22 protein-coding genes are annotated in these 25,303 nt (G+C 62.1%); 14 read left to right on the forward strand and 8 right to left on the reverse strand.

What is annotated here, in order from left to right:
* Positions 1-2: 2 nt before the first annotated feature.
* The 11 genes from QZ571_RS00120 (at position 3) to fliP (ending at position 12,695) form a co-directional block, all read left to right on the forward strand.
* Positions 3-746, forward strand: coding sequence for a flagellar hook-basal body complex protein (locus tag QZ571_RS00120; protein ID WP_295529813.1), 744 nt, complete (start codon positions 3-5; stop codon positions 744-746).
* Between the two features lie 10 nt (positions 747-756).
* Positions 757-1,551 carry a flagellar basal-body rod protein FlgG gene (flgG, locus tag QZ571_RS00125; protein ID WP_295529815.1) on the forward strand — a complete coding sequence of 265 codons (795 nt, stop codon included), beginning with the start codon at positions 757-759 and terminating at the stop codon, positions 1,549-1,551.
* A complete protein-coding gene (locus QZ571_RS00130; protein ID WP_295529817.1) occupies positions 1,548-2,219 on the forward strand; it encodes a flagellar basal body L-ring protein FlgH in 672 nt (223 codons plus the stop codon). The genes flgG and QZ571_RS00130 overlap by 4 nt, the downstream gene beginning before the upstream one ends.
* Entirely contained in the window at positions 2,180-3,292 is a 1,113-nt protein-coding gene (locus QZ571_RS00135) for a flagellar basal body P-ring protein FlgI (protein ID WP_295529819.1), read from the forward strand. The genes QZ571_RS00130 and QZ571_RS00135 overlap by 40 nt, the downstream gene beginning before the upstream one ends.
* A complete protein-coding gene (locus QZ571_RS00140) occupies positions 3,292-4,101 on the forward strand; it encodes a glucosaminidase domain-containing protein (protein ID WP_295529822.1) in 810 nt (269 codons plus the stop codon). Before QZ571_RS00135 ends, QZ571_RS00140 begins: the two co-directional genes overlap by 1 nt.
* A complete protein-coding gene (locus QZ571_RS00145) occupies positions 4,098-6,038 on the forward strand; it encodes a flagellar basal body rod C-terminal domain-containing protein (protein ID WP_295529824.1) in 1,941 nt (646 codons plus the stop codon). Before QZ571_RS00140 ends, QZ571_RS00145 begins: the two co-directional genes overlap by 4 nt.
* Before the next feature lie 13 nt (positions 6,039-6,051).
* Positions 6,052-7,272, forward strand: coding sequence for a flagellar hook-associated protein FlgL (flgL, locus tag QZ571_RS00150; RefSeq protein ID WP_295529826.1), 1,221 nt, complete (start codon positions 6,052-6,054; stop codon positions 7,270-7,272).
* Positions 7,273-7,285: 13 nt separating this feature from the next.
* Positions 7,286-10,756, forward strand: a complete 3,471-nt coding sequence (locus QZ571_RS00155; RefSeq protein WP_295529828.1) for a hypothetical protein — start codon at positions 7,286-7,288, stop codon at positions 10,754-10,756.
* Between the two features lie 166 nt (positions 10,757-10,922).
* The gene (flgA, locus tag QZ571_RS00160; protein WP_295529830.1) at positions 10,923-11,426 is read left to right on the forward strand and encodes a flagellar basal body P-ring formation chaperone FlgA; all 504 of its coding nucleotides are present in this window, start codon (positions 10,923-10,925) and stop codon (positions 11,424-11,426) included.
* Between the two features lie 63 nt (positions 11,427-11,489).
* Entirely contained in the window at positions 11,490-12,005 is a 516-nt protein-coding gene (locus tag QZ571_RS00165) for a flagellar basal body-associated protein FliL (protein ID WP_295529832.1), read from the forward strand.
* A gap of 3 nt (positions 12,006-12,008) precedes the next feature.
* Positions 12,009-12,695: a flagellar type III secretion system pore protein FliP gene (gene fliP / locus QZ571_RS00170; RefSeq protein ID WP_295529834.1), complete on the forward strand. Its 687-nt coding sequence runs from the start codon at positions 12,009-12,011 to the stop codon at positions 12,693-12,695.
* A gap of 15 nt (positions 12,696-12,710) precedes the next feature.
* On the opposite strand, the gene QZ571_RS00175 is transcribed toward fliP, so the two are convergent.
* The 5 genes from QZ571_RS00175 to QZ571_RS00195 all read right to left on the reverse strand — a co-directional run bounded on the left by QZ571_RS00175 (position 12,711) and on the right by QZ571_RS00195 (position 16,801).
* Entirely contained in the window at positions 12,711-13,145 is a 435-nt protein-coding gene (locus QZ571_RS00175) for a hypothetical protein (RefSeq protein WP_295529837.1), read from the reverse strand.
* The gene (locus QZ571_RS00180; protein WP_295529840.1) at positions 13,138-13,470 is read right to left on the reverse strand and encodes a flagellar biosynthesis anti-sigma factor FlgM; all 333 of its coding nucleotides are present in this window, start codon (positions 13,468-13,470) and stop codon (positions 13,138-13,140) included. The genes QZ571_RS00175 and QZ571_RS00180 overlap by 8 nt, the downstream gene beginning before the upstream one ends.
* Positions 13,471-13,472: 2 nt before the next feature.
* Positions 13,473-13,844 (reverse strand): flagellar protein FliS, encoded by a 372-nt coding sequence (locus tag QZ571_RS00185; RefSeq protein ID WP_295529843.1) that lies wholly within the window; start codon positions 13,842-13,844, stop codon positions 13,473-13,475.
* Positions 13,845-13,846: 2 nt separating this feature from the next.
* Positions 13,847-15,250, reverse strand: coding sequence for a flagellar filament capping protein FliD (gene fliD / locus QZ571_RS00190; protein WP_295529848.1), 1,404 nt, complete (start codon positions 15,248-15,250; stop codon positions 13,847-13,849).
* A 111-nt stretch (positions 15,251-15,361) separates the two neighbouring features.
* Positions 15,362-16,801, reverse strand: coding sequence for a flagellin (locus QZ571_RS00195; protein WP_295529852.1), 1,440 nt, complete (start codon positions 16,799-16,801; stop codon positions 15,362-15,364).
* 1,105 nt (positions 16,802-17,906) lie between these two features.
* On the opposite strand from QZ571_RS00195, the gene QZ571_RS00200 reads away from it, so the two are divergent.
* The 3 genes from QZ571_RS00200 to QZ571_RS00210 are packed head-to-tail and all read left to right on the forward strand — an operon-like array spanning position 17,907 to position 22,123.
* The gene (locus tag QZ571_RS00200; RefSeq protein WP_295529855.1) at positions 17,907-19,070 is read left to right on the forward strand and encodes a Gfo/Idh/MocA family oxidoreductase; all 1,164 of its coding nucleotides are present in this window, start codon (positions 17,907-17,909) and stop codon (positions 19,068-19,070) included.
* Between the two features lie 39 nt (positions 19,071-19,109).
* Positions 19,110-21,191 carry an FAD-binding protein gene (locus QZ571_RS00205; protein ID WP_295529858.1) on the forward strand — a complete coding sequence of 694 codons (2,082 nt, stop codon included), beginning with the start codon at positions 19,110-19,112 and terminating at the stop codon, positions 21,189-21,191.
* On the forward strand, positions 21,188-22,123 hold the full coding sequence (locus tag QZ571_RS00210; RefSeq protein ID WP_295529861.1) for a sugar kinase: 936 nt from the start codon (positions 21,188-21,190) through the stop codon (positions 22,121-22,123). Before QZ571_RS00205 ends, QZ571_RS00210 begins: the two co-directional genes overlap by 4 nt.
* Before the next feature lie 152 nt (positions 22,124-22,275).
* On the opposite strand, the gene QZ571_RS00215 is transcribed toward QZ571_RS00210, so the two are convergent.
* From QZ571_RS00215 to QZ571_RS00225, 3 genes are read right to left on the reverse strand one after another with little or no spacing between them, the layout of a single operon-like run.
* Positions 22,276-23,319: a LacI family DNA-binding transcriptional regulator gene (locus QZ571_RS00215; RefSeq protein WP_295529864.1), complete on the reverse strand. Its 1,044-nt coding sequence runs from the start codon at positions 23,317-23,319 to the stop codon at positions 22,276-22,278.
* A 55-nt stretch (positions 23,320-23,374) separates the two neighbouring features.
* Positions 23,375-23,698, reverse strand: a complete 324-nt coding sequence (locus QZ571_RS00220; protein WP_295529867.1) for a Dabb family protein — start codon at positions 23,696-23,698, stop codon at positions 23,375-23,377.
* A gap of 3 nt (positions 23,699-23,701) precedes the next feature.
* Positions 23,702-25,291, reverse strand: a complete 1,590-nt coding sequence (locus QZ571_RS00225; RefSeq protein ID WP_295529871.1) for a GMC family oxidoreductase N-terminal domain-containing protein — start codon at positions 25,289-25,291, stop codon at positions 23,702-23,704.
* Positions 25,292-25,303: the final 12 nt, after the last annotated feature.

Here is a 25,303-nt window from a genome sequence, read left to right on the forward strand (position 1 = left end):
GCATGGCACTTAGTGGTCTTTACACCTCGATGGCCGGTCTCGAGACGTCTTCGGAACGTCTCGAGACGGTTGCTCAGAACCTCGCGAACGCGAACACGCAGGGCTATGCCGCCCAGCAGACCGAGGCGATGGCGCTTCCCTATGCGGGCGACGCCCCGCTGCCCGGCGCGGACGTGATCGCGCTGGGGGAAAACGCCGATACCAGCGACGGCCCGCTCGAAGAGACCGGTGCGCCGCTCGACGTGGCGGTTCAGGGCGGCTGGCTCGTGGTGCAGACCCCAGATGGCGGGCAGGCGCTCACGCGCAACGGACACCTTTTGCAGAACGCCGCAAACCTGCTGACGACCGCCTCGGGCGAACCGGTACTGAGCCCTTCGGGGCGCCCAATCAGCCTGCCGCAGCTTCGCGACCTCACAATCGCGCATGACGGCACGATCTCGGGCATCCCAGCCGGAGCGCCGGGCGCCCAGGCGCAGAATTTCGGCAAGCTGATGCTTGCGGAGACCCCGACCGGAGGTCGTCTGACGCCGTTGGGCAACTCGCTCTATGGCCTGCCCGAAGGCACAGCGGCCCAACCCTCGGCCAGCGCGTCGGTCCAGCAGGGTGCCCTTGAGGGCAGCAACGTGGATTCAGTTAAAACGATGATGCAGCTGATCTCGGTCTCACGGACCTACCAGCTCGAGACGCAGGTGATGGGCAAGTCGGCCCAGACCCAGACCGAGCTCGACCAAATTCTGATGACCTGACGGAGATACCATGCTTCCTGCACTTTCCACTACAGCAACCGGGCTTTCTGCCGAGCAGGTGAAGATCGATTCCATTTCGAACAACTTGGCCAACGTAAACACGGTCGGGTTCAAGAAATCGGACCCCGTATTCGAGACGCTGACCTATCAGCAACATATCCAGCCCGGCGCCGCCTCGAGCGGGACAACGCTCTACCCTTCGGGCTACAACATGGGCACGGGCGTGCGGGTCGCGGCTACGGTGCCGGTGCTCACTCAGGGCAACCTGAAAGAGACCAACAACCCGCTCGATATGGCGATCGAGGGGGGGGGCTATTTCCAGGTCCTGCAACCCAACGGCCAGATCGCCTATACCCGCGACGGGGCCTTCCAGCTTGACCAGAGCGGTCACATGGTCACCGCCGACGGCTTTCAGGTGCTGCCCAGCACGACCCTTCCCTCAAATGCGACGAGCGTGACCATCGCACAGGATGGAACGATCTCGGTCACGGTGCCCGGGTCGTCCAACGCGACCCAGGTTGGCCAAGTGCAGCTCGCCAATTTCGTCAACCCGCAGGGGCTGCAGCCGATCGGCAACAACCTTTATGTCCAAACCAATTCGAGCGGCGCCGCAGTCACCGGCACGCCCAGTTCGAACGGGCTTGGCGCAGTCTCGCAGAAGCATCTCGAGGAATCCAACACGAGCGTGGTAGACGCGATGGTGAACCTTATCTCAGCTGAGCGCGCTTACCAGCTGGGTACCAATGCCGCCTCGGCAGCGGGCCGGACGCTGAGCGAGCTCTCGTCGATGGCCTCAAGCGCATGATCCCAAAACGTCCCATCCGGGAGCTCGCGGCCGCCGCTTCGGCGGTCGCTGTCTTGCTGTCGGGCTGCGCGACCAAGGCTCCACCCAAACGGTATTTCGTCCAGCCTGCCCCCTTCCCCGTGCAAGCCGAGAGCCCGCCCGACGCGCAGAACGGCTCCATCGTGCCTGCAAACGCGACCGGCTCGCTTTATGGCAACCAGAGCGTATGGGAGAAAGGCGATGTCGTGACCGTCAATGTCTCGTTCTCGACGACGGCGCAGAACAAGGGCGATGGCGCGCTCAAGAAAGACAGCACCTATGACAGCTCAGGGACGCATATCCTTGGCTACTCGCCCTCGCTGGGCCTCTCAAGCAAGCAATCCTTCACCGGCAGCGGCTCGGTCAGCGGCTCGAACGCGGTGACGACCGAACTGGCCGCCGTCGTCATCGACATCAAGCCCAACGGCGTACTGGCCCTGCGCGGGCGCACCAATGTCAACATCAACGGCAACGTCACAGGTATCGAGGTCACCGGGTTTGCCCGGCCCCGCGATATCGGCCCGAACAACACGCTCGATTCCTCGCAGCTTGCCGACGCCAACATCCAATATGTCGGTATCGGCGACATCAACTCCGCAGATCATGTCCCATGGCTCCAAAGCACACTTTCGAAATATTCACCCTTCTGATCGGACTCGCGCTGGCGGCTCCGACAGCCCGCGCCGAGCCAGTCGGGCAACTCGTCACCCTTGCCGGGGCGCCGAGCAACCAACTCGTGGGCTATGGGCTGGTGGTGGGGTTGCCGGGCACCGGGGACCAGACGACCCAGATCCCCTATACCCAGCAAGCCATCACCAACATGCTGTCGCATGAGGGGATCACCCTACCAAAAACAGCCTTCATGCAGCCTGACGACGTGGCCTCGGTGATGGTGACGGCGCAGATCCCCCCCTATTCTGAGCCGGGCTCGGATCTCAACGTGACAGTGGCCGCGCTCGGCAACGCGAAATCGCTCGCTGGCGGGGTGCTGCTCCCGACGCCGCTCAAGGGCAGCAACGATCACATCTACGCTCAGGCGCAGGGGGCGTTGCTCGTAAGTGGATTTGCGGCCGCCAAGTCCGGCTCCTCGGTGCGCTCGAACACGCCCACAGTGGGCCGGATCCCCAACGGCGCGGTGATGTCGCGCGCGATCGCGACATCCACTTGGTCGCCACACGGTTCGGCACGGCTGCTGCTTAAGACGCCGAGCTACGAGAATGCCGACCGGATCGCCACCGCGATCAACAAGCAACTCGGAGGCAACACCGCGCAGGCAACCTCGCCCGGCGTGGTAGAGGTGACGCTTCGCGGCAAAATCTCGCATGTCTCCTTCATCGCGCGGGTTCTTGGCGTCCAAGTGACCCCGCAAGCGCCGCCGCCAGTCGTCATCGTCGATGCCCAGTCGGGCACAATCGTCATGGGCGGCAACGTGAAACTGCTTCCCGCAATCGTCTCACACGGCAACCTGACCGTCTCGGTGCAGGCGACGAACGCGGTCAGCCAACCCAATCCGCTCTCGCAAGGCCAGACGGCTGGCGTGAACAACGCCTCGATCAGCGCCAACCAGTCGCAAGGCAAGGTTGTGGCGCTGCCCGCAGCGACCACCCTCGACCAGATCGCGGCCGCGCTCAACAAGATCGGGGCGACGCCCACCGACCTGATCGCGATCGTCCAAGCGCTCAAGGATGCGGGCGCGCTGCAAGCCGAAGTGAAGGTGGTTTGATGCTGGTAACACAAGGCCCCGCCGCCGCAGAGACCGGAACGCAGGGCGTCGAAATGGTCGCCCAGGCTGAGAAACTCGAGGCGCTGCTTTGGCAGCAGGTGTTGAGTTGCATGACAAAGACGGCGTTCTCGGGCGCCTCTCTGGGCACCGGCTCGCAGCTCTATAACGGGATGATCACGCGCGCGCTGTCAGACAAGATGTTCGCGACGACCAGTGCCACACTCACGAAACAGATCGTCGAGCAGCTCGGGGGCGAGGCCACGCAGGGTGCAGCCACGGCCACGCCGACTTTGCAGGCGCTCGCGGCACATCCCGCGATGCTATCTGCGCACCCGGCCCCTGCGGGCCATCTCGACCGCGCGATCGATTTCGCCAAGTCGGTCTGGCCCGCGATCAAGTCAAGCGCCGCAGAACTTGGAGTGCCGCCAGTCGCGCTGCTCGCACAATCTGCGCTCGAGACCGGCTGGGGCGCCTCGACGCCGGGCAACAACCTGTTCGGCATCAAGGCCGTTCACGGCCAGAGCGGCACCTTAGCGTCCACCAAGGAGGAGCGCGACGGCGTGATGACAGCCACGCAGGCGACCTTCGCAGACTACGATTCCGGGGCGCATTGCGCCTCCGCCTATACCGGGCTGATCCGGCGCGTCTACCCAGATGCGGTCGGGACGACCTCGGTTGCGCAATATGCCGATGCGCTCATGCACGGCGGCTACGCGACCGACAGCAGCTATGCCCGCAAAATCGTCGATACCGCGCAATCGCCGACCATGCAGTCGGTCCTAAACGTCCTCGAAGGAGATGACACATGACAGGCCTCAACAGCGCGATTTCCTCCGCCCTCTCCGGGCTCGACGCGTTTTCCGAAGGCATCGGAACGGTCGGCAGCAACATCGCGAACCAGTCCACCGACGGCTATGCCGAACGCAGCGTCGAAATCCAGACCACGGCAGGCGGCGCGGGCCAATCGGGCGGCGGCGTGGTGGACCCGGCCCTCGTGCGCCGCGCCTCGGACGCGATGGAGGCGTCGAACGTCTACGCAGCCACCGCTGCCAACAGCGCGGCCAGCACCCGCGCCTCGGTGCTGAAAGCGATCGATCAGGCCTTCACCGGCAACGGCGATATCGAAAGCGCGGCAAGCACCTTCTTCTCCGGCCTCGGCACGCTCGCCTCGAACCCAACCAACGCGGCCCAGGTCAGCACGGTTCTCGCGAACGCACAGGCGCTGGCCAGCGGTTTCAACTCGGCTGCAAGCGCGCTGACCAGTCAGACCGGGCAGATCGGCACGCGCATCTCGCAACAGGTCGGGCAGGCCAACACGCTGCTTGGTGAACTTGCCAAGATCAACAAGCAGCTCATGGCCTCACCCGAGGAACCGACGCTTCTAGATCAACAACAGGCGACACTGGGCAAGCTGTCCTCGTTTCTCAACATCAATACGCTGCCACTGGGGTCCTCCGGCGCGGTCGCGGTGATGACCGGCGGCTCGGTGCTGGTGGACCAGGCCGGGGCGCAAACGCTCGATATGCAAAGCATCAACGACATGCCAGAGCTGACCGCAGGCCCCGACAAACACCCCCTGCGCCTGTCGGATCGCGGCGGCTCGCTGGGCGGGTTACTCTCGGGGCTCAAGGCCACGGACGACGCCGGAAAACGGCTTGACCGGATCGCCGGCACCATCGCGGATCTCGTGAACCAGTCGCAGGCCGAGGGCCTGACCGCAAATGGCAGCGCGGGCAAGGCGCTTTTCTCCCGGCCGCAGCCCAACGCGACGCCAGCCCAAAGCAACACGGGCAGCGCGACCCTCAACGCCAGCGTGACCGATACCAGCGCTCTGCCCGCCAATGGCCAAGGTTACACGTTGAGCTATTCCACCTCGGGCTGGAGCGCGACAGTGCCCGGCAGCGGCCAGAGCCAGGCTTTGGGAACCAGCACCCCGCTGACGCTCAACGGCATGAACATCGCAATCTTGGGGACGCCTGCGCCGGGCGACAGCTTCCGCATCGCCCCCGATCCCGGCGCGGCCGCCGCATTGCGTCTGACGTCCAGCGATCCGAGCGAGCTGGCCGTGGCCGACCCCTACGTTCTAGTCGCGGGAACGATCTCGGGCTCGGGGGCCGTGAGCAACACCAATGCCGGAACGATCAACGAGGGTGAGGACACGGTCACAACGACGCCCGCCACCGGTGCGGCCGTCGTTCCGGGAAGCGCGTTCGGCGGAGATCTGGAGCTGAAATTCACCACCGCAAGTTCCTATGACGTGATCGACAAGGCCAGCGGCACCACCGTGTCGACCGGGAGCTTCGCTGGCGGTGCCACCACGCTCGCGGTGGCCTACCCGGCCTCAAGCTCGGCCGCAGGACACTACTGGCAGGTGAACCTGACCGGCGCGCCCCGCGCAGGCGACGTGGCGACCCTCACCCCGGGCGGGCTCAACAGCGGTTCGAACGCGCAGCGGATGTCGGACCTGTGGACCCGGACCGATAGCGCCCTGCCCGGCGGCTCGATGCAGGGCTCTGTGCTCTCGCTGATCGGCGAGACCGGGGCGGCCTCGGCGCAAGCGACGACGCTGGCCTCGAACACCGCCTCGAACCTCAATACCGCACAGGGTGATCTGACCCGCGCCGCGGGGGTGAATGTCGACCAGCAGGCGACGCTGCTCACGGAATACCAGCAGGCCTATCAGGCGGCGGCCAAGGTCATCTCGACCGCCCACTCGATGTTCAACTCCCTGCTTCAGGCGATCTAGGAGACCACGACAGATGGATACCACGTTCTATGCCATGTCCGGCCAGAGCTTCACCGCCCAGGAAACCCGGATCACCGAACTCGAACAACAGCTCTCCTCGGGCCGCAAGGTCGACACAGCCGCGGCAGATCCTGCGGCCTATACCGGCGCGCAAGAAGACAACTCGACCGTCCAGAAGCTCGACGCAATGAACGCGAGCCAGGTCAACATCAAGCAGACGCTGGGCAGCGCAACCACAGCGCTGGGTGATGTCTCGACCGCGCTCAACCACATCAACAGCATCGCGCTGCAAGCCATGAACGCAACGACCAGCGGTGCCGACTTCCATGCTTTGGGCGATCAGGTCGAAGCCGGGCTGCACCAAATCCTCAGCCTGGCCAACACCCAAAGCAGCAACGGCAATTACGTCTTTTCCGGCACTGCCAAGCAGACCCAACCCTTTGTCCAGACAACTTCGGGATCGGTCAACTATGTCGGCAATGACGGCACCTCCTCGGTCGAGATTTCTCCGGGTGTGACGGTGAATGCCGCGCTAAGCGGGTCGATCTTTACCAAGGTCTCGACCGGCAACGGCTATGCCTCGGTCTCCGCTACGAGCAGCAATTCAGGGGCATCCACACTCGTTTCGAGCGGGGTTGTGGATGCCAGCGCGGCAATGGCCTTCCATGATGGCACTAGCCCGATCACGGTCGGCTTTTCGACATTAGCGGACGGAAGCAAGAGCTACACCGCGACCTCAGGCGGCACGACGATCGCGACCGGCCCGGTGGACGACACCGAAGGCGCCGATACGACCCTCACGCTCGAGGGCGTGCAATTCACGTTCTCAGGGCAACCTGCAAACGGCGATAGCTTCACCATTGCCCCGGCCCGCCCGCAATCGATCTTCGACCTGGTCAAGCAGATCCGGACCGCGCTGGCTGAACCTGGTTCTACGCCGGCGGCACGCGCCCAGACCCACCAGATCCTCGGCAATGCACTGGGGAGCCTCACCGGCTACCAGCACCAGATTTCCGGCGCATCGGCCAAGGTCGGCGTCATCTTGCAGGCGACCAATACCGCCGCGAACGCGAATACTCAGGCCAGCACCAATGCCCAGACTGATGCCAGCAATCTGGTCTCTGCGAATATTCCGAAAGTGCTGACCGAGCTGCAGGACCGCACCTCTGCGCTGCAGGCTGCGATGAAGGCCTTCTCGGTCGCCTCACAACTGACGCTGTTCAAATACCTCTGAGACGGGAATACCGATGTCTGAACTACGGAATGCCGAAAAGCAGGCCATCTTCGTCGCGGGCTATTACCGCAGCGGAACCTCCGCTTTGTGCGGGGCGCTGGCCGATCTGGGGGTCCAGATCAAAAGCGACTCTCAGGTCAACGAGGCCAATCCCAAAGGGTTCTTCGAATCGACCGAACTGATCCGGTTCGACGTCCGCGTGCTCGATCTGATGAGCTCCTACTGGGCCGATCTCGCGCCGCTACCCGAAGGCTGGATCGAACGCGCCGATATCCAGCTTCAACGTGATGTTCTCTCGGAGATCCTCTCGCGCCAATTCGCCGAGGCGCCGCTCGTCGCAGTGAAGCACCCGCACCTGTGTCGGCTTCTGCCGCTCTACCTTCGGGCGGCCGAGGATATCGGCTACGCCCCAAAGGTGATTCACACGCATCGCGCGCCCTACGCCGTCGCCACGAGTCAGGCGACCAAGAACAAGATGACACGCGCCCATGCCCTCGCCCTGTGGTCGAGCTACATCACCTCGGCCGAGCATCTTGCGCGGGGGGTGCCGCGAGCATGGGTTCACTATCCAGACCTTCTCAACGACGCGGATGCCACGGTGCGCGCGGCGTTGGACACGCTGAACATCGAAACCCCACGCGGTCGCAGTGTCGATTTCATCACCAAAGCGCTCAACCGCTCAGACGAGGCGGATACAGCGGGGCTCTTTGCGCCGCTCGCAGTGTTGGTGCGCGACATAGAGGTGGCGATCCACGAAAAAGCAGACGCGCAGACCTGGGACGATTTGCGCGCGCGCAGTGCCGACCTGGCGGGTTTCGTTGAAGAACTGGGGCGCTCGGGAAATCGCGCGGCTCCTGGCGTCGGCCACGGCCTGATCGTCTCGACCCCGGCGGGCCGGTCGATCAACCTTGCCAGAGCGACCAAAGCCCATCCCGTGCGCCCCTCCGAGCGCGGCGATCCGGCCGAACGTACCCGGCTTCTGGCACAGCTTGATGCACTGCGTGCGCAAAATGGGACGCTACCCGAAGTGAGCGTGCTGATCGCCTGTCCAGAAGGCGCGAGCGCGCAGCAGGTCCGGGACACGCTCGACTCGATCGCGCAAAACTGGACCGCGCCCGCTATCAAACTCGCCTACGCAACGAAGCCGCAATTCGATCTCTCGCAGAACGGGTTGAGCATGGAGCATCATTTCGGGAGCGACGCGGAGATGACAGCGTCGCTCTTTGCCGCAATGGCCGAGGCACGCACCGACTACGCCGCGATCATCAACGCAGGCGACATGCTGGAGCCGGATGCGATCGCGCGGTTCACGCTGCGTGCGGCGACTTCGGGGGCGGATATACTCTATTGCGACGAAATCGCCCAAAGCCCCGGTGGCCCCTGGATCCGCGCCAAGCCGGCGATGTCCGCGTCCCGGCTGCTCGAATCCTGCTTTGTCGGGGACTGGGTCTGGTACAAGGCCACAACAATCGCTGAGCTCGGCGGGTTCCGGCCCGGCCTTTATCCGGGCGCCGAGGAGCAGGACATGCAGATCCGCCTTGTCGGCGCGGAAAAGCAAGTCGGGACCATTCCCGAGGCGCTCTTTGTGCGCGGCGAGAACACGCGACGCGACGGCGTGCCCCTGGAAGAGGCCACCGAGAGCGCGCGTGCCGCGATAGCGGCCCATCTTGCGCAGGCACAGATCGCCGCAACGGCGCGCCCCGGCACCCTGCCCGGTCTGTTCGTGATCGACCATGTCCTCGAAACCGACCCTGCGGTGACGCTTGGCATCCGTTGTCGCCCCGGTATCGCGCCCGATCTGGTGAAGAATACCGCCAATACTCTGCTGCCTCATCACACTGGCACCACGTCGCGGATCGTGTTTCTGCGCGATGAGGGTCTCGACGAGACGATGACCCAGTTTCTGGATCAGGTCACAGCCGAGATCACGCCGGGCCATCCCTCGGTCTCGGTCATGAAGACCGCGCCGCAGCTGGGCGGGACACTCGCGCAGCTGATGCAACTGCGCCCCGAGAACCATGTCGCGATCGTCGATCCGATCTCGGTCCCTTCGGCCCAAGATATCCTCGGTGCCCTCGCCGCGCTGCTCGATGCTCACGCCGAGGCGGGCGTGATCGCCCCGCTCACCTTCTTCCGCGATGGCGAGCGCACGGCGCGCCTGAAAGGCCCGCTGCTGTTCGGCGCCCAAGCCAGGATCGGGGCCGGCTACGAGGCGCTCTCGCCCGGGCCGGGCGGCTGGCTCGCGACCACACAACCGGTGGATGCTGTGGACGGCCCCGTTGTCATGGCCCGCGCAGGCATCGCCTTCGATCCGCAGGCTGTCACTTGGTCCGAACTCTGTGCCAGCCTTTCGGACCCCAATGGCCCCTCGCAGTCGGCCGCGTTCTGGACACCGCATCGGCAGGTCGAGATCCCGGATCCCGGCACCGAGGCGGATTGCGAAGTCGCCGCCGCGCTCGCGATCGCCTATCGCGGCCACCACCATCACCCGGCAATGACGATCAAGGGATCGCCGCTGATGCTCGAGGGGCGCAGCGGTCTGGTGGACAACGATGCCGCAACGCTCATCACGACCTCGGATCCCGCCGATGACGCTAAGTTCATCAACGCCGCACGGTTTGCCCGCCAGCATGATGGGCTGCAGGCGGGAATCGTCTCCGAGCCGATCGATGCGCTCTCAGTGCTGCGCGCGCGCCAGCAGGGGCGGCGCTGGGTGCGGATCAATCCGACCTCGCGTATCTGCCACCCCGGCACAGTGAGCGACATCCCCTCTGACCTGAGCGTCTGGTCCACCCTGCCGCCGACCGAGCGCCGGCCGCTGGTTCTTTCGGCCGATCGCAACGTGGTCACCTCGCGCGGGCTCGCAGCGCGGCTGCGCGGGATGGGCGCACGCAATGTCGAACTGCGGGTTCCCCGGTTGAACCGTGAGGCCTGGGCGGCATTCACACCGAAACCCGCCCGCGAGAAGCCCGTGGTCCTCTGGGTCGAGGAGGCCGGCATCGAGGTTCCCTGGATCGAGCAGGCGATCGCGCAGACCGCCGACCGGGTTGCCTGGACCCTCGTCACACGTACCAAGCGGGACCTGCCCGGGAACGTTGCGTGGCGGACGATACCGATCTTCGAGGAAGACTGGGTGCGACTGTTCTCCGAGACCGGCGCCTCGGTGCTGCTCCGGCCCACGCCCGGCGCCAACTGGTGCGACGATTACTTGATCCGGGTCGCACTGGCCGGTGGATGCCGGGTGATCGCCGGGCGCGAGGCCGAGATCCCCCCCGAGATCGCCGCACTGGTGACGAAGCGGCTCTCCTCCGACGGGGTGGCGCGTTGGGTTTCGGCGCTTCAGGCGATCACCGAAACCGGCCCCGACAGCACCGCGCGCGAGCAATTGCTCGAGATGCCCGAGACCTGGATGGAGGCAGGGGGCGACAGCCTTGCCACGCTTCTCTCGGGGGGCGCACGCGAGGACCATACCGATGCGGCATAAGCTTCTCGTCGCTTTCATGCTCCTTGCGGGCAGCGCGGCACAGGCAGCACCGCTCGAGCCAGCCTCGGCGATTACCGCCGCGATCGCGTCACAGCTCGACGGTGCGGAGGGCAAGGTCATGTCCAATGGCGGCGCCATGATGCCCGCCTGCCAGGCGCAGCTCTCCGTGAGTTGGCTGCCTTCGGAGGATGACACCTTCCGCACCGCCTCCGTCACCTGCCCCTCGCCATCCTGGACGATCTATGCGGGGGTCCGCATCGTGAAGCGCCACGTTGCGCTGGTGGCCTCACGCGCGATTGCGGTTGGCGAGGTGATCGACAGCTCCGACACAGCATCGCGCGAGGTGGTCCTCTCGGACGTGCACGGGGCGCTTCTTAGCCCACAGGTACTTACCGAAGGGGTGAAGGCGACACGCGCGATCCCCGAGGGCGAACCGGTGACTCGGTCGATGACCGACCTGACCCGCTCGGTCCACAGCGGACAACAGGTGGTGCTGCGCGTCAACCAGGGGGGGCTTGTCGTCTCTGCCCCGGGCCAAGCGCTGCAGGACGGGGCAATCGGCGACTCGGTCGCGGTCGAGAATGCCGAGTCCCATCGCCGTCTAAGCGCTATCATCGTGCGCTCAGCCCCGCAGCGGTCGGGCGTCTACCTCATCGCCCCCGCCGAGTAATGGCCGTGACACGCCTCCTTCCCCACTGGCCAAAGCAAGCCCCATGAACAAGGCTCATTCGCAATGAAGAAATATTTCCTGATCGGGCTCGGGGTGATCGTGTTTTGCACGATGGCCGTGGGCGATGGGCTGGGCGTCGTCGCCTTTCTCAAGGAACGCGCGCGCCCCGCAGCTGCGGCGACAACCGCGCCAGCCGAAGCGAAAAGCGCACCGAAACCCCCTAGCAAGCCGGCCGCCGGCAAGGCGCTGTTCGCCGAGATCCCAAAATTCGTCGTCACGATCCCGGGCTCGCAGGAGGCGGGCGGCGGCTCGGTCTATCTCCAGCTTTCGCTGTCCTTCCTGACCGAGAAAAAACAGGCGATAGACGATTTCAACAAGCTCATGCCGATCATCAAGTCGGCGATCATCAGCGATATCATGGCTTCGGGCCTGTCGCCCGACAGCCAGTCCGCCCAGTTCCGGCACAAGATCACAACGGACAGCCTTGATCTCGCCAATCGCACCGTCTCACAAGCCGACAGCGATCTCGGGCGCACGCCTTTCCTCGGTGCCTATATCACCACCTTCGTCATCCAATAGATCATGGCGGATCTTGTAACTCCTTTGGCGAGCGTCACGGGCCAGGGCGGCACTGGCGTCCTCTCGCTCGACATCCAGACGCTTATCATCATCACCCTGCTGGCCTTCCTGCCGGGGCTGATCTTGCTGATGACCAGTTTCACCCGCTTCGTCGTGGTGCTGGCCATCTTCCGCCAGGCGCTGGGGCTAAGCACGACACCGCCCAACATGGTGCTGATCGCGCTGGCCCTGATCCTGTCGGCCTTCGTGATGCGGCCCACGTTGGAGACAGTGAATGACAACGCGATCCAGCCTTACCTGACCAAGTCAATTTCGTTCGAGAACGCCGTCCAGGCCGCCGAAGCCCCGATGCGCGCCTTCATGATGCGGCAGGTGCGCAAGCGCGACCTGCATCTCTTCGTGGACCTCTCTGGCCACGCGGGGGATTACGCCACACCCGACGATGTCCCTCTGCTCACCCTGGTCCCTGCCTACGTGACCTCGGAGCTGCAAAGCGCGTTCGAGATTGGTTTTCTGATCTACATACCCTTCGCGCTGATCGACCTCGCGGTGGCGGCGGTGCTCATGGCGCTGGGGATGATCATGGTCTCGCCCACGTTGATCTCGCTGCCGATAAAGCTGCTGCTCTTCGTCTCGATCGGGGGGTGGTCGCTTCTGCTTAGCTCGGTCGCAAGAAGCGTGGCGCAGTGACACGTCCGAACCGGGTCACGCCTCGGCGTGCAGGCCCGAACTGTCATCCTCTGGGTCTTCACCCCGGCGCTGATCGATGATTTCGAGAAGCGCGTCGCTGATCTGGCGTTCGGATCTGGAGATGATCGCGCGGGTGCGCTTGTATTCATGGATCAACTCCTGCATCCGGGCCGCCTCTTCCTCGCGGCCGGGAGCCTCCACAAGCGCGTGGTAGGCGGATTCGAGCGTGTGGTGGTTTGCGTCACGTAACACCCCAAGCAAGCGCTCGAAGACCGAGCGGGCAGACTCTGCGCTGCTCTCGAAGGACCGGCTCGTGGTGCGGATCGTCGCCGGGCGCTCGCTCTCGAGGCTGGACGAAAGACGTTCGGCCTCGCCGCGCAGGCCGCGCACAGAATCGAGCGCCTCCCTGAGCGCCGCAGCGAAATCTCTCTTATCGCTCGGGTCAGTCACTACCAAGCTTCCGCGCGACCAGCCGCTCGAAGGAGAGCAGCGCCTTGGCAACCTTGGACGAGTCGGGGCGATAGCTCCCCTGCGCCACCGATTGCATGAGTTGCTGGATCTGGGGGTCGCCCTCGGGGCGATCGGCTGCGGCCACCCCTTTGTAAAGCGCCGCGGCATCGGTGGCGCGCTCGGAAAGCGAGACAGTTTCCCCAGACTGGACGGGGTTGGTTCCTTCACCGGCCTCGGGCGCGGCAGGTTCTGCGGCAGGCCCGACCGCGGAAGTCGATTGGTCAAGCGGAATGGATCCGCTGGTTGCGCCGGAAATCTTGATCATTCTCAGTCCGCCAGTTTCTTGAGTTCGTCCTCGAGCTGCGCGATCTGCGTTGCGATCGCGCGGAATTCGGCGACATCATTCGCCGCGTGGGCCCGCGTCATCCCTAGGTGAAAGCCGGTATAGAGTCCAGAAAGCGTCGCTCCCAGCGATCCCTCACCCTCCGGCTGCGTGATGCCCTGCATGAAGGTCAAAAGCTCGGTGGCGCGCGTGACGGCTGCGATCTTGGCGGCGTTGTTGTCCAGCTCAAGCGCACGCGCGGCCCGAGCGAGATAGGTGCGTAGACCGCGAAGCCCCGTCACGAGCGTCTGCATCGTGGGCTCCTCGGACATCATGGCGGCGTTTCTGTAGAGGGCGGCGGTTTCAGACATGATCATACTCAACTGCTGCTGCTCGATCCGTTCAGGAGCGAGAGATAGGAAAGGGTGGTGGAAGCGGTGTTGGACCGGCTAATCGCAGAGGTAAACTGCGCCTCGAGATTGGCGATCTGCTCATTCCCGATCTTGGTCTGCGTCTTGATCTGGTCCTGAAGCGAAGAGATGTTCGTATTGAGATCAGACGTCGCGGCCCCGATGAAGCCGCTCCCAATCCCAAGCCCCGCCGCGCTGGCCGACCCGGAATCGACCGAGGTGCCGATCGCGCCGGTGAGGATGGAGCCGACATGGGTCTCGATTGACTTGATGAGGGAGTCGGCCCCCGTAGGGTTCGAGCCATAGAGCGTGTCGAAAGTCGCAGTGTCGAAGGAGAGCGCGCCGCTCGAGGAGATCGAAAAGCCAAGCGCGTTGGACGATAGCCCGCCGCTCGCCGCCGAGGAGATCGCCGAAAGCAGATCCTGCTTGAGCTGCTGGACCTGCACGTTGCCAAGCAACGGGCCGGATTTCGCCTGCTTGCCGGTGCTGCCGGCGGAGGCCGAGGAGCCGGGCTGGTAGGCGGTCTGGGTGGCGATCACGTCCACAGCATCGTTGAGCTTGTTGGTAAAGCTCGAGAGCGCGGAGGAGAGCGAGCTGTGGGATTTGTCGACCGAGATCTTGGTCGAGCCGGAGGCCACGAGATCGACGCTCAACCCCTTCACCAGCGACACGCTGTCATTTGAAGTCTCGGAGACGGGCACGCCATTCAGCGTAAACGTGGCGTTGCGGGCGGACTGGCCAAGCGACATCGTGGCCGAGCCGCTGCCATAGGAGAGCCCCGCCACCGCGCCCGAACCACTGACCGAAAAGGACTTGCCAGAGCCGGGCTCGGCACCCTGCAGCGCCAGCCGGACCCCAGAGGCGGTGTTGACGACAGTGGCGGTGACGCCGGTATTCGCCGCGTTGATCGCGTCCGCAACACCGCTCACCGTGTCCGCCGATGAGGCGATGGAGACCGAGGCCGAACCGCCGCTGCCGAACTGGAAGGTCAGCGTGCCCGAGCCCGCACCGACGGCGGCGCTCGCAGACGCATAAGAGGCCGAGTAGATTTCCTGACTCTGGGCGAGTTGAATATTGGAGAGCGTGTAGGCGCCGCTCGCTGCGCTGTCTGCGGCCGTCGCGGTGGCGACAGAGCTTGCGCTGGTGCTCGCTTTCATCGCGCTGAGCGATGCCGGGTCGGTCAGATCGCCAAGCGCGCCGTTGAGCGAGGAAAGCGCGCCACGCACCTGTCCCAGCGCCGAAATCTGCGTTTTGTCGGTCGTGATTTCATATTGCTCCAGCTTCATCGGCGCCTGAATGCGCGACTGAAGCCGGCTCACGATCGAGTTCACTTGGGCCGACGAGAATAGGCTGTTCGATATCGAATTGCTCAACTTCGTTCTCCCGCATGCCGCCCGGTTTCGAACGGTGCCCGCTTGCATGTGTCAAAGGGTATCAGACCCGGCGAAATCTTCTCCGCCGGGCCCCGGTTTGGGTGGTTCTGCTTACGGCAGCAGCGAGAGATAGGACTGCTGCAGACGGCTGCTCGACTTGAGTGCCGAGACGCCCGCTTGAGCCTGAATCTGGCTTTGGGTCAGTTTCTGGGTGACCTCAGGGATGTTGGCGTCCTGCACCGCCGAGAGGCCGTTTTGCAGGTTGCTCTGGGTGGTGGTCAGGTTGTTGAGCGTCGCCTGCATCCGCTGCTGGGTGGCGCCGAGCTGACCGCCGAGGTTGTTGAGCCCCTGGATCGCATATTTCACGACGTTGATCGCCTTGTTGGCGCCTGCCGTGGTCGAGACGTCAATCGAGGACAGCTTCTCAAGATTCGACTGGGTCTTCAGGCCGACGGCGCTGGCGCTGCCCACGTGGAAGGCCGCGTCGGACTGGAACGAGATCTTGCCCTGAGCGACCAGGTGATCCGTACCGCCCGAGGATGCAGCGGTCGAGTTCCCGACGGAGGTCAGTGTTCCCGAGGTAATGCCAGTGATCGAGATGTTCTTGCCGTCACCCTGAGTCAGCACGACATTGCCCGCGGTGTCTTGCTTGGCCGTGATACCGGTTTTCGCCGTGTGGCCGTTGATCGCGTCGACAAGGCCCGACTTGCTGGTGGCCGAGATATTGACTGTGTTGGTCGCGCTGGCCGCGTTACCGTTGCCCAGCGTGAAGTTGAAGGAGCTGCCCGTAGCGGTCAAGTCCAGCTCGGTGCGCGCCTGCGCGGTCACGCCGGTCTGGTTGGTGTGCTGGTTAATGCTGGCCGCGATAGTAGCTGCGGAGTCAGTCGCAGCGACGGTTACATTGGCCTTGCCGTTCGCACCCTGAATCGCCAGCGTGCCGGCGCCAAAGCCCGCCCCGCTTGCCGTGACATCTGCGGAGCTGCCGGCGGAGAACTTCGCCGAGGCGCCCGTGGAGGCGTCGAGCGTGTTCATGCCGATAGTGTCAGCCGAGGTGCTCCCGATCGAGAGGCTCAGTGTCTGGCCTTCGTTCGCACCGACCTGAAACTGCACCCCCGAGAAGGTGCCGTCGAGCAGGCTGATGTTGTTGAACTGGGTCTGATTTGCGATCGTGCTCACCTGACCGGTCAGCTGCGAGACGACACCCTGAAGCGATTGCGCCTCTTCCGCCGTCTGCGTGCCGTTGGCGGCCTGCACCGCGATCGAGTTCAGCTTCTGTGCCACGTTGAGCTGCTGCTGAACCGCACCCTGCGCGGTCTGCAAGAGCGAGATTCCTTCGCTGGCGTTGCTGCTGGCCTGGCTCACGCCGTTGATCTGGCTGGTGAAGCCCTGCGCGGTGATAAAGCCCGCCGGGTTGTCGGAGGGGCTGTTAACCTTCTGACCGCTCGAGAGCTGTTGCTCGTAGCTGTCATTGGATTGCTGAGCGGCGGAAATGCCGTTCAGCGCGGTCAGCGCGCCGCTGTTAGAAAGAATTGAACCGATTGCACCGGACATTATGAATCTCCTGCCTTTTTGAGGGGTCCGCGACGACAGCTTTCCCGTCGATCGCTGAAACTATATTCGAGGCTGACCCCCGATAATTTCACCAGCCGCGATAACAAGACCGTGAACGCCCAGAAAAACGCATGCGTCGGGAGATCCTCGACGCATTTGGCTACAGAGTTCGGGAACGGGGCCGTCCCAGTCAACGCCTTTTTCGCAAGTGGATTGATCCCGCCTAAGCAGGTGGTTGCATTTATCGGTGTTCGGCCCTGAGGTCACACCGCCTTTTACTGAAAACCGTCGGGCACATGCTTCGGTCCGTGGTCAGCGCTTGTCTGCCACTACGATGCTGGTTCGATGCAATTCCGACATGTCTATCTCTTAAGCGTGTTTGACGGATGTCCGCGACGGTCTTGAGCGGGACCTCAAGGGCCAGCGATCAAGCAGGAAACGGGTTGCATCTCACGTCGTCGGCGCAGCCTCTGGCCGGAATGTCGTGCCATCGAGCCACATGCGATGCAGGATAGCTGAGGTCCGGCGCGCCAACGCGCACCCTCTCGGCGACGCCACCGGGGATGCTTGCCGCCCTAGAACACGTCCGCAATTCCGCCGATAGCCTGCCTCGCCCACACGTGCTGAGCGGGTTCGCGTGCAAATGATGTCTCGGCGGGGTCTCCAGCACTGCGTTGCGGCCACGCAGCCCTTCAAACACCAAGCTGACCTGAAACTGATTTGTAGATTTCCGGTGCTTCGCCATTTTCGCATCCCTTCAAAGGCTCGGGGCACAGCTGAATGGACTGTCCGATTTTCCGGAACCACGTCAGAAAGCCCTATAGTCGGGATGATGAAATCTGCAGATCATGGCGAACCGCAACGCGATCAGCCGGGTCCGCTCCAAAGCCATGGCATCGCCCCTAGCCGGCTCATCCGCTTCTCCAGTTGACAGCTTTGGAACGTTACAATAATAAAATGGAACGTTCCAATTTCCGCAAAATCTAGGTTTTGGTTGTTTTCGAGCGGAAGAAAATCAGGCCTACACCGCGAAATTTGGCTGCTGGAGAAGACAGACGTCGGCAACGCTTGACCCAAATGCGCCGACACATGAGGGGATCGATCTATGACCGAAATCAAAGTTGCAGTTCTAGGTGCATCGGGCTGGATGGGGAAGGTCCACACAATGGCCTACCAGACATTTCCGCACTTCTTTGGCTGCGAAGGTGGGACCGCGCGTGTCACGACTTTGGTCGAGGCAAATAAGGATGCGGCAAAGGATCTTACGTTTCGTGCGCCGGGAGCAAAGATCCTTCAGGATTGGAAAGCCGCCATTGCCGATCCTGAAACGGACCTTATCGATATCTGCCTGCCCGATAGCCTGCACTATGAGGTGGCCAAGGCCGCCCTACTCGCTGGCAAACACGTCTATTGCGAAAAGCCACTGGCCGACACCGCGGCTGAGGCGCAAGAATTGGCCAATATAGCGCGCGAAAAGGGCGTCATTACACGGGTGGGCCATGCTTTTCCGCGCAACCCCGTTCATGACCTCGCCAAGGAAATCATCACCTCGGGCGAGATTGGTGAAATTCAACTGTTTAAAGCGTGTCAGCATATCGACATGTATGGCGACCCGCTCGCACCGTTCATGTGGCGCGCCGATGGCCAACTGGCCCCAACCGGGATTGTCGGAGATACCGGTAGCCATGTGTTCAGCTTTATGGAATTTCTGGTTGGCAAAGTCAGTTCGCTGATCGCGGACAACTTTATCGTAACGCCCAAACGCCCTGTCGTTCACGGCCTTGCCTACGGGGAACAAACGGTCCTCACGGGCACCGAAGAGTGGCGGGATGTCACCAATCCGGACGGCACCAATATTTTGTGCCGCTTTGAAAATGGGGCGCGGGGAATCGTCGATTTCAGCCGCGTGGCGACAGGCCGAAAGTTCGTTCAGACCTATGAGGTTTACGGCACCAAAGGCAGCCTTCGCTACACCTACGACGAGGTGAACCGCCTGCGTTTCTACACCAACGATGATCGCACAGGGCGTCGCGGTTTCCGCGAAATTGACGTCGGACCCGAGAATGAAACATTCCGCAAATTCTTGCCGCTGCCGAATTTCGCGTTGGGCTATAACGAAAGCAAGATCATCGAAATTGCCGAGGTGATCCGGTCAATCGTAGCGAACCGCCCGATGTGGCCGACCTTTGAAACCGGCCATCACATTTGCCAGATCGTCGATGCGTGCATGGACTCATCGCGCCTGAGGCAATGGGTCGATATCAACTAATCGCCTTCCAATTGACCTGCCAGACACCGGACCACCGACATGCCTCAGCAAATTCCCCAGCCCATCCTCGACGCCTTGACCGACGTAGAAATGCCGCGCCTGCGCCCCGAGCCGCCATTTGCGGAATATGCCGATATTGGTGGCTATCGCCTACCAGTGTATCGTTGCGAGACAATCGTGGTTGGCAGCGGTGCCGCAGGACTGCGGGCTGCGGTCGAACTCAAGCGGCGTGACGTCGACGTCGTGATCGTTAGTCAAAGCGCGTGGGGCGGAACCTCTGCGTGTTCAGGGTCGGACAAGCAGACATTGCACACCGCGAACACCGCGGATCAGGGCGACAATTTCAGAGCGATGGCCCGCGCCATCCGTTCCGGCGGCGCAATGGATGAAGACACATCTTATGTCGAAGCGGTTGGCTCTGTGCGCGCGATGGCGTCCTTGCAATATCTTGGCCTGCCGCTGCCGCAAGACGCCTTGGGCGGCACGCTGCGTTATCAGACCGATCATGACGAGGTGGGGCGCGCCACCAGCTGCGGGCCGCGCACGTCGCGTTTGATGGTCAAGGTGCTGGCGCAAGAGGCGATGCAGCTGGAGGTGCCCTTTTACAATCAGATGACAGTTGTGCGGATTTTGACAGATGATACCCGCGTGTCGGGCGTTCTGGCCGTCAGGTCCAAAGATAAATCTGACAAGAACCCACATGGCTATGTGCTGTTCCAATGCACCACGCTCGTTCTGGCCGCGGGCGGACCTGGCGAATTGTATCGCGACAGCGTATTTCCCAACAGCTGTTTCGGATCGCTTGGCCTTGCGCTCGAAGCGGGTCTGGAACTCGTCAACATTACAGAAAGCCAGTTTGGGATCAGCACAAGACGCGAGGGATTCCCGTGGAATTTATCCGGCACATATGTGCAGGCAATCCCGCATATCTATTCCGTGGATGATGACGGCGAAGAACATCATTTCCTTGCCGACTATTACCGCACCACACAAGAACTGGCCTCGAACATCTTTCGCAAAGGGTATCAATGGCCCTTCCACGCTACCCGCATGCTGGATTTTCAATCAAGCCTGATCGACCTTGCGATCGTTCGAGAAAACCAGCAAGGCCGCCGCGTTTTCATGGATTTCAATCGCAATCCCTTGCCCGTGCAAGGGGGCGATCCGTTCTGCCTCGAACGACTGGATCCGGATGTTCGGACCTATCTGAGCCAAGCAGGTGCGGATCACGACCTGCCCATTGACCGACTGCGCCACATGAACCCGCTCGCGATAGAACTCTACCGTCGCTACAAGGTCGATATAGCGGCACAGCCATTGGAATTTGCCGTCAACAACCAGCACATGAACGGCGGAATTGCGGTCGACACTTGGGGCAGGACCAATATCGATGGCATCTACGCTATCGGCGAGGCGGCAGGTACCCATGGGGTGACGCGCCCGGGGGGATCGGCGCTAAATTCCGGGCAAGTCTTCGGCACCCGTGTCGCGGAACACATCGCAGCCAGTGGGCGGACGGGTGCTCTGCAAGGGGCTGCGGATTTCGGCCCCGCAAGCCGCCACCTAGATGCCATCGCCCAGATATTGAAGTCCGAAGGTGGCTTGATGGTTCGTGACATCCGGCAAGACGTTCAGGCGCGGATGAGCGACACGGCCGGAATTTTGTGCCGCTCGGATGCGGTCAGTGCGGCGCTAAAAGACGCGCAGGAGCTGAATCGCACCATCACCGCGCATGGAATAACCTTTGGTCGCACAGGCGAAGTTGCCCGCGTGCTGCAGTGGCACCAGATGGCGCTTGCCTCACAAGCGGTTCTGGCGGCGTTGGATTTCTACATCCGTCAGGGCGGCGGTAGCCGCGGTGCACGCGCCATTTGTGACCCCGACGGCACAGCCGAGCCGATGTCTGTCCATGGCCCTCTGTCCGAGTTCCGCTTTAGAACAGAGCGCGAAGAAGACAAGACCACGCAAATCCTTGTCCGTATGGTCGCAGATGAAATTGTTATTTCAACCCGCGCGAATCGTGCCTTCAACGAAAACGCCAAGGCCTTTTTCGAGCGCAATTGGCCGGCGTGGCTGACGGGCGGAATTTACGATCTAGATGCAACGCAGGTGCAGTCATGATCTCGTTTTTATCAGCCAAGGCCATAGCAATCGGCGAGGCCATGATCGAAATGGCCCCCGTTGGGGACGGGCTTTATCGGCGCGGATACGCGGGTGACACGTTCAATACTGCCTGGCATCTCGCGCGGGCTTTGGGTCGCCGGGGCCAGGTTGGTTTTGGCTCGCGGGTAGGACGGGACCAGATCTCGGATGCCTTTGTCCAGGAACTGGCGCAAGACGGGTTGGACGTCAGTTTGATCGCGCGTGATGATGCGTTGACGATGGGGCTGTATCTGATCGAACTTGATGGTGTCGAGCGGAGCTTTCACTATTGGCGCAACGCCTCCGCTGCGCGACGACTGGCAGATGATGAAGCTTGGCTGAAACGCGCCATGACCGGACAAGCGCTGATCCATATTTCCGGCATTACGATTGCTATTCTCTCTCCAGAGGCCCGCACGCGATTGGCCCAGGCGCTTGCAGATGCCCGCCTCCGCGGGGCGCGCGTGTCCTTTGATCCAAATATCCGGCCACGCCTTTGGTCCTCGGTTCAAGAGATCCGCACTACGATCTCGCAATTCCTTGCGCTGAGCGATATTGCCATGCCCAGTTTCGATGATGAGCAGGCCAATTTCGGCGATGCGACGCCAAGCGACACGCTTGCGCGCTATGCGGCATGCGGAGTAGCTGAAGTCGTTGTCAAGAATGGCGCCGCCCCGGTGTTCATCCAGTCCGACGGTCAGCAGACGCAGATTGCAACCGCTCCTGTGTCGGGTATCCGCGACACCACAGGAGCGGGCGATGCGTTCAATGCAGGCTATCTTGCCGCTCGCCTGATCGGCCGCGATCCTGTGACCGCCGTGTCGCATGGCCAAGAAATGTCCGCGCAGGTCCTTCAGCATTCCGGGGCGCGGATTCCCAAAGATCAGGTGCCGCTCATTGTGGCCGGATGATACCCGGCACGACCCCGGTTTTCGGAATTTCATCACAGACAGACGCCGAAACCTCATTCGGGTTTCGGATGAGAGCGAGCACAGATAAATGTTTGCCGCATCTCGCTTACACATCATGATCGGTCGAACCTGAACTGGCGCGATATCGCCTGTTAGTGTTCTTGCGCATCACTTTGACTGGATTGGCGGATCGAGAGCGAAACCGGCGTTCGTGATGTCGGCGGCGGGATCTGGCCATTTTCAAGCCAGTTCACAACGGTATTCGCCGCCTGCGCACCAATACTCGCGATGTCGCAGCGGACCGATGACAAGGCAGGAAACGTTTGGGCGACATCCTCGATGTCATCGAAACCGACGATAAGGAAATCCTGGCCTACTTTGCGCCCGGTCTCGTAACAGCCAGACAGCATGCCAAGGGCGACCAAATCGTTAAAACAAACGGCGGCATCGACGTCGGGGTGTTCTTTGATCAATCGTTTTGCCGCCTCACGGCCAAATGCGCGACTGGCTTTCCCTGTGATAGCGAGGGGCTCCATCCCGACCTCTTTCAGAACCGATAGATACCCGGCTTTGCGCTCTTCGGTGACAGCGCGGCCGTCGAGGCCACCGACAAAAGCCACGCGACGGGCCTTCATATCAATCAAGTGGCGCGTCGCCTCTTCGCTGCCCGAAACATAATCCGGCGCGGTGAAGGGAAACAGACCCAGCCGGTCATCCACCTGACGCAACATCTGCATGGCCGGAATGCCCGCGCGCGCAATCGCATCAAATGTCGCGCCCGTATCCCCGTAGGCCGGGCTGATGATAAATGCCGACACGCCATGTTCGATTATCGAATTGACAACCTGGTCTTGCAGAACGGCATTTTCATCCGTGTTGGCGATGACGGTAGAATAGCCTTTTTCCGCCAGCGCCATCTGCAGCGAAGTTGCAAATTCGGCAAAGAACGGGTTGCGCAGATCGTTGATGACAAGCCCGATCAGGCCCGCATTCGACATGCGCATATTTGCCGCAGCACGATTGTAGACATAACCGATCTCGGCCATCGCCTCGCGGACTTCCTTGCGTGTATCTTCCCGCACCGCAGGACTATTGCGCAAGACGAGGCTTACGGTCGACTTCGATACACCCGCTTTGCGTGCAACGTCTATAATGGTCGGTCTACGGTTCATGTTCACTATATCTCCGCCCGACATTGCACGGTGACAATGCAACACTCTGGGTCGCGAATGAAAGAACGTTCCACAGTAATCAGGATTTTGCAGCGTTCACAGCAAGATCGAAGCACAGGATCCCGTCCTTGCCACCAACCGCGCCTGCAACCAGCTTTGCTCCCAGTCTCTGGTGGTCTGCATGGTCCTGATAAGCCTGAAGCGCCTCCCAGTCGGAAAAGTCCACAACAAAACCATGCATATAGCCGCGCTCCATCTGTTCAGGACTCTCGCTTCGGCCTGCGGTGATGCTTAGCAGGCCGGGGATTTTGCCGTCGATTTGCTGCAGTTCCTGGAACAATGCGGCGATGTATGCTTCGCTCAGTTCGGGGCGAAACCGTATCAGGACGATATGACGAACCATATGTTAACCCATTCCATGTTGGGCCTTGATCATGTCTGCGGCCTTTTCACCGATCATGATCGCAGCTGCGTTTGTATTTGAAGAGATGACTGTCGGCATGATCGAATTGTCGATCACGCGCAGGCCCTCGATCCCATTGAATCGCAGAGAGGTATCCACGACCGCACCATCATCGGGTCCCATGCGGCAGGTGCCCGCGCAGTGGTGCGAGGTCTTTGAGTGTTGGCAGATAAAATCGAAATAGTCCTGATCTGTCGTCACACTCGGCCCCGGCAAACGCTCGGCGAGAATATATTTCGCGAGCGGTGACTGCGAAAGAATATCTTGCGTAAGCTTCAGCCCCCGGATCGACATTTCGCGATCCAGCGGGTCCTGAAGATAATTTGGATCGATCAGCGGTGCTTTTGAAGGGTCCGCACTTTGCAAGCGGACCGTCCCGCGCGACCGTGGCCGCAAGTAGCAGGAGTTGAGCGTTATTCCCCCCTGCGGCATGGCCGCGACCCCATGTTCGATGCCCGTACCCAGCCCGAGATGGAACTGTATGTCGGGCGAACGTGCATCCTGATCCGCATACCAGAAACCGCCGGTTTCAAACAGCGACGAGGCAACCGGCCCCTTGCGGCCAAAGATGTATTGCAGCCCGGCAATTACCGCCCAATGGGGCTTTGCGTAGCGGTCATAGCTATAGGGACCGGCAAGTTCGCTGATGCAATACAGGTCGAGGTGATCTTGAAGATTGGCACCGACTTGCGGCTGGTCATAAATGACGTCGATCCCCAGTGATCCGAGGTGTTCGGCGGGGCCGATGCCAGACAGCTGAAGCAGACGCGGAGACCCGATCGCGCCAGAGGACAAAAGCACCTCGGACGTGGCGTACAGCCGCGTGCCGTCGATCAGTTCCACTCCGGTGGCGCGGCCCTTTTCGACGATCAAACGACGCACCTGCGCCCCTAGCTTGACCGTCAGATTCTGGCGATGCCGGTTCGGCGCGACATAGGCCATAGCGGCCGATGAACGGCGCACGTTGCGCTGCGTCAGTTGATAATAGCCAACGCCGTCCTGCGTCTCGCCGTTGACGTCCATGTTGCGCGGAATGCCAAGTGCGGCAGCGGCCGCGAAATATGCCTCGCACACCGGCAAGGGCGCGCGCGGTTCGCTTACGCCAAGCGGGCCTCCCTTCCCATGAAACCGATTTTCATAGGTTTCATTGTCTTCGGCCTTGCGAAAATAGGGCAATACATCATCGAAACCCCAGCCCTCGCACCCCATCTGCCGCCAATCGTCATAGTCCTGGGCATTGCCCCGCGTATAGATCTGCGCATTGATGGCCGATCCACCGCCAATGACTTTGGCTTGGGTATAGCGGAAGATCTTGTTCTGCATTTGCCTTTGCGGAACCGTTTCCCAACCCCAAGAACCGATGCCCTTGGTCATTTTCGCAAAACCTGCGGGTAGATGATAGAACGGATGGCGATCGCTTCCGCCTGCCTCAAGCAGCAAAACCTGCGCCGAGGGGTCTTCGGACAGACGCCCGGCAAGAACCGATCCGGCAGAACCTCCGCCGATGATAATGAAATCGTAACCTTTGGGCATTGTGTTGTTTTC

The sequence above is a fragment of the uncultured Thioclava sp. genome (assembly GCF_913064665.1).
GTDB classification, from domain to species: domain Bacteria; phylum Pseudomonadota; class Alphaproteobacteria; order Rhodobacterales; family Rhodobacteraceae; genus Thioclava; species Thioclava arctica.

Bases quoted from the DNA above. Each gene is read 5' to 3' on its own strand.
- QZ571_RS00120 (WP_295529813.1), top strand. From the start codon at position 3: ATGGCACTTAGTGGTCTTTACACCTCGATGGCCGGTCTCGAGACGTCT.
- flgG (WP_295529815.1), top strand. From the start codon at position 757: ATGCTTCCTGCACTTTCCACTACAGCAACCGGGCTTTCTGCCGAGCAG.
- QZ571_RS00130 (WP_295529817.1), top strand. From the start codon at position 1,548: ATGATCCCAAAACGTCCCATCCGGGAGCTCGCGGCCGCCGCTTCGGCG.
- QZ571_RS00135 (WP_295529819.1), top strand. From the start codon at position 2,180: ATGGCTCCAAAGCACACTTTCGAAATATTCACCCTTCTGATCGGACTC.
- QZ571_RS00140 (WP_295529822.1), top strand. From the start codon at position 3,292: ATGCTGGTAACACAAGGCCCCGCCGCCGCAGAGACCGGAACGCAGGGC.
- QZ571_RS00145 (WP_295529824.1), top strand. From the start codon at position 4,098: ATGACAGGCCTCAACAGCGCGATTTCCTCCGCCCTCTCCGGGCTCGAC.
- flgL (WP_295529826.1), top strand. From the start codon at position 6,052: ATGGATACCACGTTCTATGCCATGTCCGGCCAGAGCTTCACCGCCCAG.
- QZ571_RS00155 (WP_295529828.1), top strand. From the start codon at position 7,286: ATGTCTGAACTACGGAATGCCGAAAAGCAGGCCATCTTCGTCGCGGGC.
- QZ571_RS00165 (WP_295529832.1), top strand. From the start codon at position 11,490: ATGAAGAAATATTTCCTGATCGGGCTCGGGGTGATCGTGTTTTGCACG.
- fliP (WP_295529834.1), top strand. From the start codon at position 12,009: ATGGCGGATCTTGTAACTCCTTTGGCGAGCGTCACGGGCCAGGGCGGC.
- QZ571_RS00180 (WP_295529840.1), bottom strand. From the start codon at position 13,470: ATGATCAAGATTTCCGGCGCAACCAGCGGATCCATTCCGCTTGACCAA.
- QZ571_RS00185 (WP_295529843.1), bottom strand. From the start codon at position 13,844: ATGATCATGTCTGAAACCGCCGCCCTCTACAGAAACGCCGCCATGATG.
- QZ571_RS00195 (WP_295529852.1), bottom strand. From the start codon at position 16,801: ATGTCCGGTGCAATCGGTTCAATTCTTTCTAACAGCGGCGCGCTGACC.
- QZ571_RS00200 (WP_295529855.1), top strand. From the start codon at position 17,907: ATGACCGAAATCAAAGTTGCAGTTCTAGGTGCATCGGGCTGGATGGGG.
- QZ571_RS00205 (WP_295529858.1), top strand. From the start codon at position 19,110: ATGCCTCAGCAAATTCCCCAGCCCATCCTCGACGCCTTGACCGACGTA.
- QZ571_RS00210 (WP_295529861.1), top strand. From the start codon at position 21,188: ATGATCTCGTTTTTATCAGCCAAGGCCATAGCAATCGGCGAGGCCATG.
- QZ571_RS00215 (WP_295529864.1), bottom strand. From the start codon at position 23,319: ATGTCGGGCGGAGATATAGTGAACATGAACCGTAGACCGACCATTATA.
- QZ571_RS00220 (WP_295529867.1), bottom strand. From the start codon at position 23,698: ATGGTTCGTCATATCGTCCTGATACGGTTTCGCCCCGAACTGAGCGAA.
- QZ571_RS00225 (WP_295529871.1), bottom strand. From the start codon at position 25,291: ATGCCCAAAGGTTACGATTTCATTATCATCGGCGGAGGTTCTGCCGGA.